Origin of the sequence: Campylobacter sp. LR264d (genome assembly GCF_008633895.1) — a bacterium.
In the GTDB taxonomy this organism is placed as follows: domain Bacteria; phylum Campylobacterota; class Campylobacteria; order Campylobacterales; family Campylobacteraceae; genus Campylobacter_D.
In genome coordinates this window covers 1-5,677 of the sequence record NZ_VJNT01000033.1, presented here as the reverse complement: position 1 = coordinate 5,677, position 5,677 = coordinate 1, and the positions used below count along the sequence as shown (strand labels likewise).

Here is a 5,677-nt window from a genome sequence, read left to right as displayed (position 1 = left end):
TAAGCCCCTTTTTAAATTTTCAATAAAGGCTTTTGTTAAAATAGTAAATTTTAAAAAATATAAAGTTTTTTTAAAGAGCTTTTAGTCTTAAAGGTTAAGGCTATAAGCTTTTTTAAATATTTAAACAAATTTAAATTATAATAAAGCTAAGATAGCTAAATCTCGTTAAAATAAAAAAATTTTAAAAACTACTTTTATTTTGAGCAATTGATTTTTTTTTTTTTTGTATGATTAGTTTTTTAAAAAAATTATAATATAGGAAAAACTATGCAAAAGAGAAAAATTCCACATTTAATTATTTTTATCTTAGTGGTCTTAGCATTTTTTATTATACCAGTGCCTATTAGTTTAGAATATAATGCATGGATATTTTTAGGGTTATTTATAGCAGTGATTTTAGCTGTAATCTTGCAAGTAATGCCACTTGGGGCCATTTGTTTAATAGCTATTGCAATAGTAGCACTTAGTGGTATTAGCACAAAGGATAGTGATATTAGATTAAATCACATACGAAGCCTTGAAAATATTGTTTTAAAGGACAATACAAAAGAAAACATAAATCTTAGTTTAGAAACAGCTATTATAAAGGCTTTAAATAATGCTATTAATGATAAAAATAAGATTAATTTTAATCAAGATACAAAAGAGTTAATCAATGAACTTAGCACAATTTATACAAAAGAAAGGTCTAAAGTAATGAACGATAGATTAATTTCTTCAACTAAGATTGAGTTTTTTAATGAATTAGCCTTGCAAAATCATAGTCAAGAGGAAATTGATAAAATAGTATATGAAAATATCAGTAAATTAAAATCTTCAACGGGCATTAAAGATGCACTTAGCGGTTTTTCAAATTCTTTAATATGGCTTATAGTAGTTTCTGTAATGGTAGCCCGTGGTGTGATTAAAACAGGGCTTGGGGCTAGAATTGCTTATTATTTTATTGGTATTTTTGGCAAAAAAACTATAGGCATAGTTTACGCTAGTGCTATAACAGAAACTATACTAGCCCCAGTTACTCCATCTAATACAGCAAGGGCTGGTGCTATTATAATCCTATTATACAAGCTATTTCACAAGCCTTTAAATCAAGCCCTGAAGAATTAACGCAAAAAAAGATTGGCACCTATCTTTCTTTAGTAAATTTTCAAGCAAATCCTATATCTTCTGCTATGTTTATAACTGCTACTGCACCAAATCCTTTAGTAGTTGATTTAGTTGCACAAGCTACAAATATGAATATACATATTACATGGGGACAATGGGCATTAGGTATGTTAGTACCCGGTCTTGTAGCTATGGCCTTAATGCCACTGGTTATATATTTTTTATCACCACCTCAAATTAAATCCACGCCAAATGCACAAGTTTTTGCAAGAGAAAAATTACAAGAACTTGGTAAAATGAAAAAAGATGAAAAGATAATGCTTGGTGTATTTTTACTCTTACTTTTATTATGGGCAGGGACTTTAAATTTATTGTTTTCAATAACCCTTAACGCGACAACAGTAGCATTTTTAGGACTTTCTTTGGTAATACTTAGTAATGTTTTAAGTTTTAAAGAGATTTTAGCTGAAAAAAATGCTTGGAATACTTTAGTATGGTTTTCTGCCCTTGTTATGATGGCAAATATGTTAGGCAAGTTAGGAGTCACTAAATTTTTAGCCGATTGGCTTGGCAATTTAGCTAGTATTATGGGTCTTGGTGAATATTCTGCTATGATTTTTTTAGCCCTTGTTTTTTTATATGCACATTATTTTTTTTGCCTCCACAACAGCCCATATATCTGCTATGTTTTTGGTCTTTTATAGTGCAGGTTTAGCACTTGGTGCACCTGCACTATTGTATGCTTTTATTTTGCTTAGTGCAGGTAATGTAATGATGGCTATAACTCATTATGCAACAGGTACTGCACCAGTTATCTTTGGGACAAATTATGTAAGCTTAAAAGAATGGTGGAAAGTAGGATTTATAATGTCAGTAGTAGATATATTAGTAATGCTTGGTGTAGGTTTTATATGGTGGAAACTTCTTGGTTTTTATTGATTTAAATTTTTATAATAAAAAATCGTTATAATTGCTATATTTTTATATACATATAAACAAGTTTGCCCTTAAAATTTATAAATGATTTTAAGGATAAAATATATATAAAGCCATATTTTTATAGTACTTGCCATCAAGGTATAAGAAGTAGCATGATAGAAATGGGGGGGGCTCAGGTAAGTAGAGGTTTGGATATTGGTGCTGGAAACCCTTTATAATATTAGAAACTTTAAAACAAATAAATGATAATGATATTTTAATATATGCTGATATAGGTTGTGAGTTTAACATAAACAATAAACATATTTTACAAGATTTAATCAAAGATACAGATAAAGAAGAACTTATAGGAGTTTTTGGAAATCCTATACATAAAGAACATACTTGGAATAAGGCTGATTTTTTAGCTTATTATGATTTGCTTGATAATAAAGATTTTTTAAATTCAACGCAGATTTGGGGGTGTTATTTATTAAAAAATGCTTGAAAAGTGAAACATTAATAAAAGAGTGGTTAGATATGTTTTATAATCACTTTGAGTTGATAGATGATTCTCCTTCAAAATTACCAGAACTAGAAACTTTTATACAAAATAGACATGACCAAAGTATTTGGAGCATAATAAATAAAAGAGAGAGGTTACAAAATTACGATTTATCTTTTATAAGAAAGATTATACCTGATGCTAGAAACAAAATTTATCTAAGCAATAACATGGATGAAACAATCAACACTTACAATAATATAAGAAGGATTTAAAAGCCTTAGAAAGCAAGGAATATAAAACTCATATTGAATTATCAAAAGAAATAATAAACGAGTTAAAAGATTTGAAATTTGAGTTTAAATTTGGCACAGCTAAGCAAAGGGTGCAAAACCACCTTTCTTATAAGTTAGGCAGGGCAATGATAGAAAATTCTCATTCTTTATGGGGCTTAATTAAAATACCTTTTATTTTAAGGTGTATTACTAAAAAACATAAGCAAAACTTAACGCAAAATTCCTTACCACTAAGTGCTTATAGGACTATAAAGAAGCCTTAAAGATATAATCTTACTTTTAGGAAGCACTTTGATAAATTCATATAAAAAGAAAGGTGGTTTATTTATCTTTTTATTTAAAGAAGTACCAAGGCTTAAAGAGGAATTTAATAAATAATTTTAAACTCTAAATTTTGCCCTGCTAAAAAAGGTATCAAGGTGCCATATTTTAAAGGCACCTTGTGTTTTTCTTTTTTTAGGGTGATAATTTTTTCATTTTTAAATTTTAAATTATGTATCTTACAAGCATTATCGCTAATAAATTTTTGTAGATTTTTTTCATTTGAGTGTTTATTAAAAAGCCTAGCTAGTTCACAAAGTATAACAGGGGCTGAAAAAACGCCTGCTGCACAGTCACAATTTTCTTTATCGCTTTTTGGATGAGGTGCACTATCGCTTCCAAACATTACCTTTTCAAAGCCACTAAAGGCTAGTTCGCAAAGGGCGTCTTTATCTTTATAGGTTTTAGCAATAGGCTTACAAAAAAGGTGAGGACACATTTTGCCTCCTATTACATCATCAAGGGTTAGCATTAAATGGTGCAAGGTAATCGTAGCGTATAAATTTTCATAATCTTTTAGCAAATTACAAAGTCTTTTTGTAGTGATATGTTCCATAACTATTTTTAAATTTGGGAAATTTTTAGCAAGTTTTTCATAAATTTTTGCAAAATTTGTCTCCCTATCCATTACAAAATCACTTGTTTCGCCATGTACTAATAAAGGAATTTTTAATTCACTCATGGCACTTAATGTAGGTTTTAATTTTTCTAAATCAAAGCTTGAAACGCCATTACTAGAATTTGTAGTAATCCCTGCTGGATAAAGCTTTATAGCAAAAAGTTCATTTTTTATTTTTTCTAAAAATTTAAAATCATAATCCTTAAAAAACAAAGTCATTAAGGGCGTAAAATTATCATTTTCACTAATTTTTAAAATGCGTTTTTTATAAGCTTTTAATGCCTTTAAATCACAAAGTGGGGGGATTAAATTTGGCATTATAACCCCAGCCCTAAAATCCTTGCTAGAAAGTGGTGTAACAAGCTTTAATATATTTTTATCTCTTAAATGTAAATGCATATCCAAGGGGTTTTTAAGCTTCATTTTTTTCTCCTAATTTAATCTTATAAAGTCCATTTTTAAGCCTTTTTAAAAGCTTTTTTTCTTCTAGGAATTTAAAACTTGCAATAAGGGTTGGCTTACTTAGCTTTAAAGTTTTCATAATATCATCTAATTTCATAAATAAAAAGCCACTTTCATCGCAATTTTCACAAATAAATTTAAAAATTTCAAAACGTTTTTTGCCTAAAATTTCTTTTATTAAATATATAAAATTTTCACTCATAAATCTTACCAAAATTAAATTTTTATATTATAACAAAAATTTTTGTTAATGCCTCTTTGTTAGAATTTAGCTTTTAATAAAGGATAAAAATGAAACTACTTTCTTGGAATGTAAATGGACTAAGGGCGATTTGTGGCAAGGGCGGACTTGATTTTTTAGAAAATGAAAAATTTGATTTTGTAGGTTTTCAAGAAATAAAGGCAAGTGAGGATAATTTTCCTAAAAAAATTTATGAATTACCCTTTAAGCAAATGTTTTCAAATTCTGCAAAAAGACCGGGTTATTCTGGGGTAATGAGCCTTTGTAATTTTGAAAATACTACCAAAAAATGCGAATTTTTCAACGATGATGAGGGTAGGGTTTTAGAACATAATTTTAAGGATTTTACCCTTTTTAATATATATTTTCCAAATGGTCAAAAGGATGAAATTAGACTTGCTTATAAAATGGACTTTTACAAGGATTTTTTAGCTTATTTAAAAAAGCTTTTAAAAGAAAATAGACAAATTATCATTTGTGGAGATGTTAACACTGCACACAAAGAAATTGATTTAACTCACCCAAAGGCAAATGCGAATACTTCGGGCTTTTTACCTATTGAAAGGGCTTGGATTGATGATTTATTAAAACTTGGCTTTATAGATACATTTAGGCAAATTCATGGAGATATTAAGGATAAATACTCGTGGTGGAGTTATAGAATGAGAGCTAGAGAAAAAAATGTGGGCTGGAGGATTGATTATTTTTTCATATCAAAGGGCTTAAAAGATAAATTAAAAGATGCTTATATAAGAACTGATATAATGGGATCAGACCACGCTCCTGTTGGAATTGAACTTGATATTTAAGCTTTTTTAGCTTTTATACCTTTTCTTTAATTCCTTTATATCTTTAAAATAAAATTTAATCAAACCTCCGCTCCATTTATTTTTATAAGCTTTCATAAACAAAAGTCCTAGTTGATAAGAAAAATATTCCTTTATCTTTAAGGATTCTTTGTAATCAGCATAGCTTTCAAGAGGTCTATGATTTGTCTCTTTTAGCGAATTTTTTAACCTTATAAACCATAATATAAAAGGCAATTTTATATAGCCTTTTATGCTTTTTGAATTTTCAATTAAAGCTCTTCCAAATTTATAGGCTAAATGATTTTTAATACGATTTTTAGCATTATCATAAGTATTTATATCATTTTCTAGTTTTACTAAACGAGTTTTTAAAACATTTAATTCTTGCTTTAAATGTAA

At 28.1% G+C, this 5,677-nt stretch carries 6 protein-coding genes and 2 pseudogenes; 5 read left to right on the top strand and 3 right to left on the bottom strand.

What is annotated here, in order from left to right; translation table 11 throughout:
* Window positions 1-267 precede the first annotated feature (267 nt).
* The 4 genes and pseudogenes from FMM56_RS09310 to FMM56_RS07115 all read left to right on the top strand — a co-directional run bounded on the left by FMM56_RS09310 (window position 268) and on the right by FMM56_RS07115 (window position 3,089).
* Window positions 268-2,046, top strand: a pseudogene (locus FMM56_RS09310) (DASS family sodium-coupled anion symporter).
* A gap of 62 nt (window positions 2,047-2,108) precedes the next feature.
* Window positions 2,109-2,264, top strand: coding sequence for a hypothetical protein (locus FMM56_RS08795; protein WP_190319035.1), 156 nt, complete (start codon window positions 2,109-2,111; stop codon window positions 2,262-2,264).
* 238 nt (window positions 2,265-2,502) lie between these two features.
* Window positions 2,503-2,805: a hypothetical protein gene (locus FMM56_RS07120; RefSeq protein WP_190319034.1), complete on the top strand. Its 303-nt coding sequence runs from the start codon at window positions 2,503-2,505 to the stop codon at window positions 2,803-2,805.
* Window positions 2,806-2,876: 71 nt separating this feature from the next.
* Entirely contained in the window at window positions 2,877-3,089 is a 213-nt protein-coding gene (locus tag FMM56_RS07115) for a hypothetical protein (protein WP_150208190.1), read from the top strand.
* Window positions 3,090-3,193: 104 nt separating this feature from the next.
* On the opposite strand, the gene pyrC is transcribed toward FMM56_RS07115, so the two are convergent.
* Window positions 3,194-4,189 (bottom strand): dihydroorotase, encoded by a 996-nt coding sequence (gene pyrC / locus FMM56_RS07110; protein ID WP_150208188.1) that lies wholly within the window; start codon window positions 4,187-4,189, stop codon window positions 3,194-3,196.
* Entirely contained in the window at window positions 4,179-4,430 is a 252-nt protein-coding gene (locus tag FMM56_RS07105; protein WP_150140096.1) for a replication/maintenance protein RepL, read from the bottom strand. Before FMM56_RS07105 ends, pyrC begins: the two co-directional genes overlap by 11 nt.
* Window positions 4,431-4,519: 89 nt before the next feature.
* Here FMM56_RS07105 and FMM56_RS07100 point away from each other — a divergent pair, with 89 nt between their 5' ends.
* The gene (locus tag FMM56_RS07100) at window positions 4,520-5,278 is read left to right on the top strand and encodes an exodeoxyribonuclease III (RefSeq protein ID WP_150206307.1); all 759 of its coding nucleotides are present in this window, start codon (window positions 4,520-4,522) and stop codon (window positions 5,276-5,278) included.
* 6 nt (window positions 5,279-5,284) lie between these two features.
* On the opposite strand, the pseudogene FMM56_RS08790 reads toward FMM56_RS07100, so the two are convergent.
* Window positions 5,285-5,677: pseudogene (locus FMM56_RS08790) on the bottom strand (alpha-2,3-sialyltransferase); the annotation flags it as partial.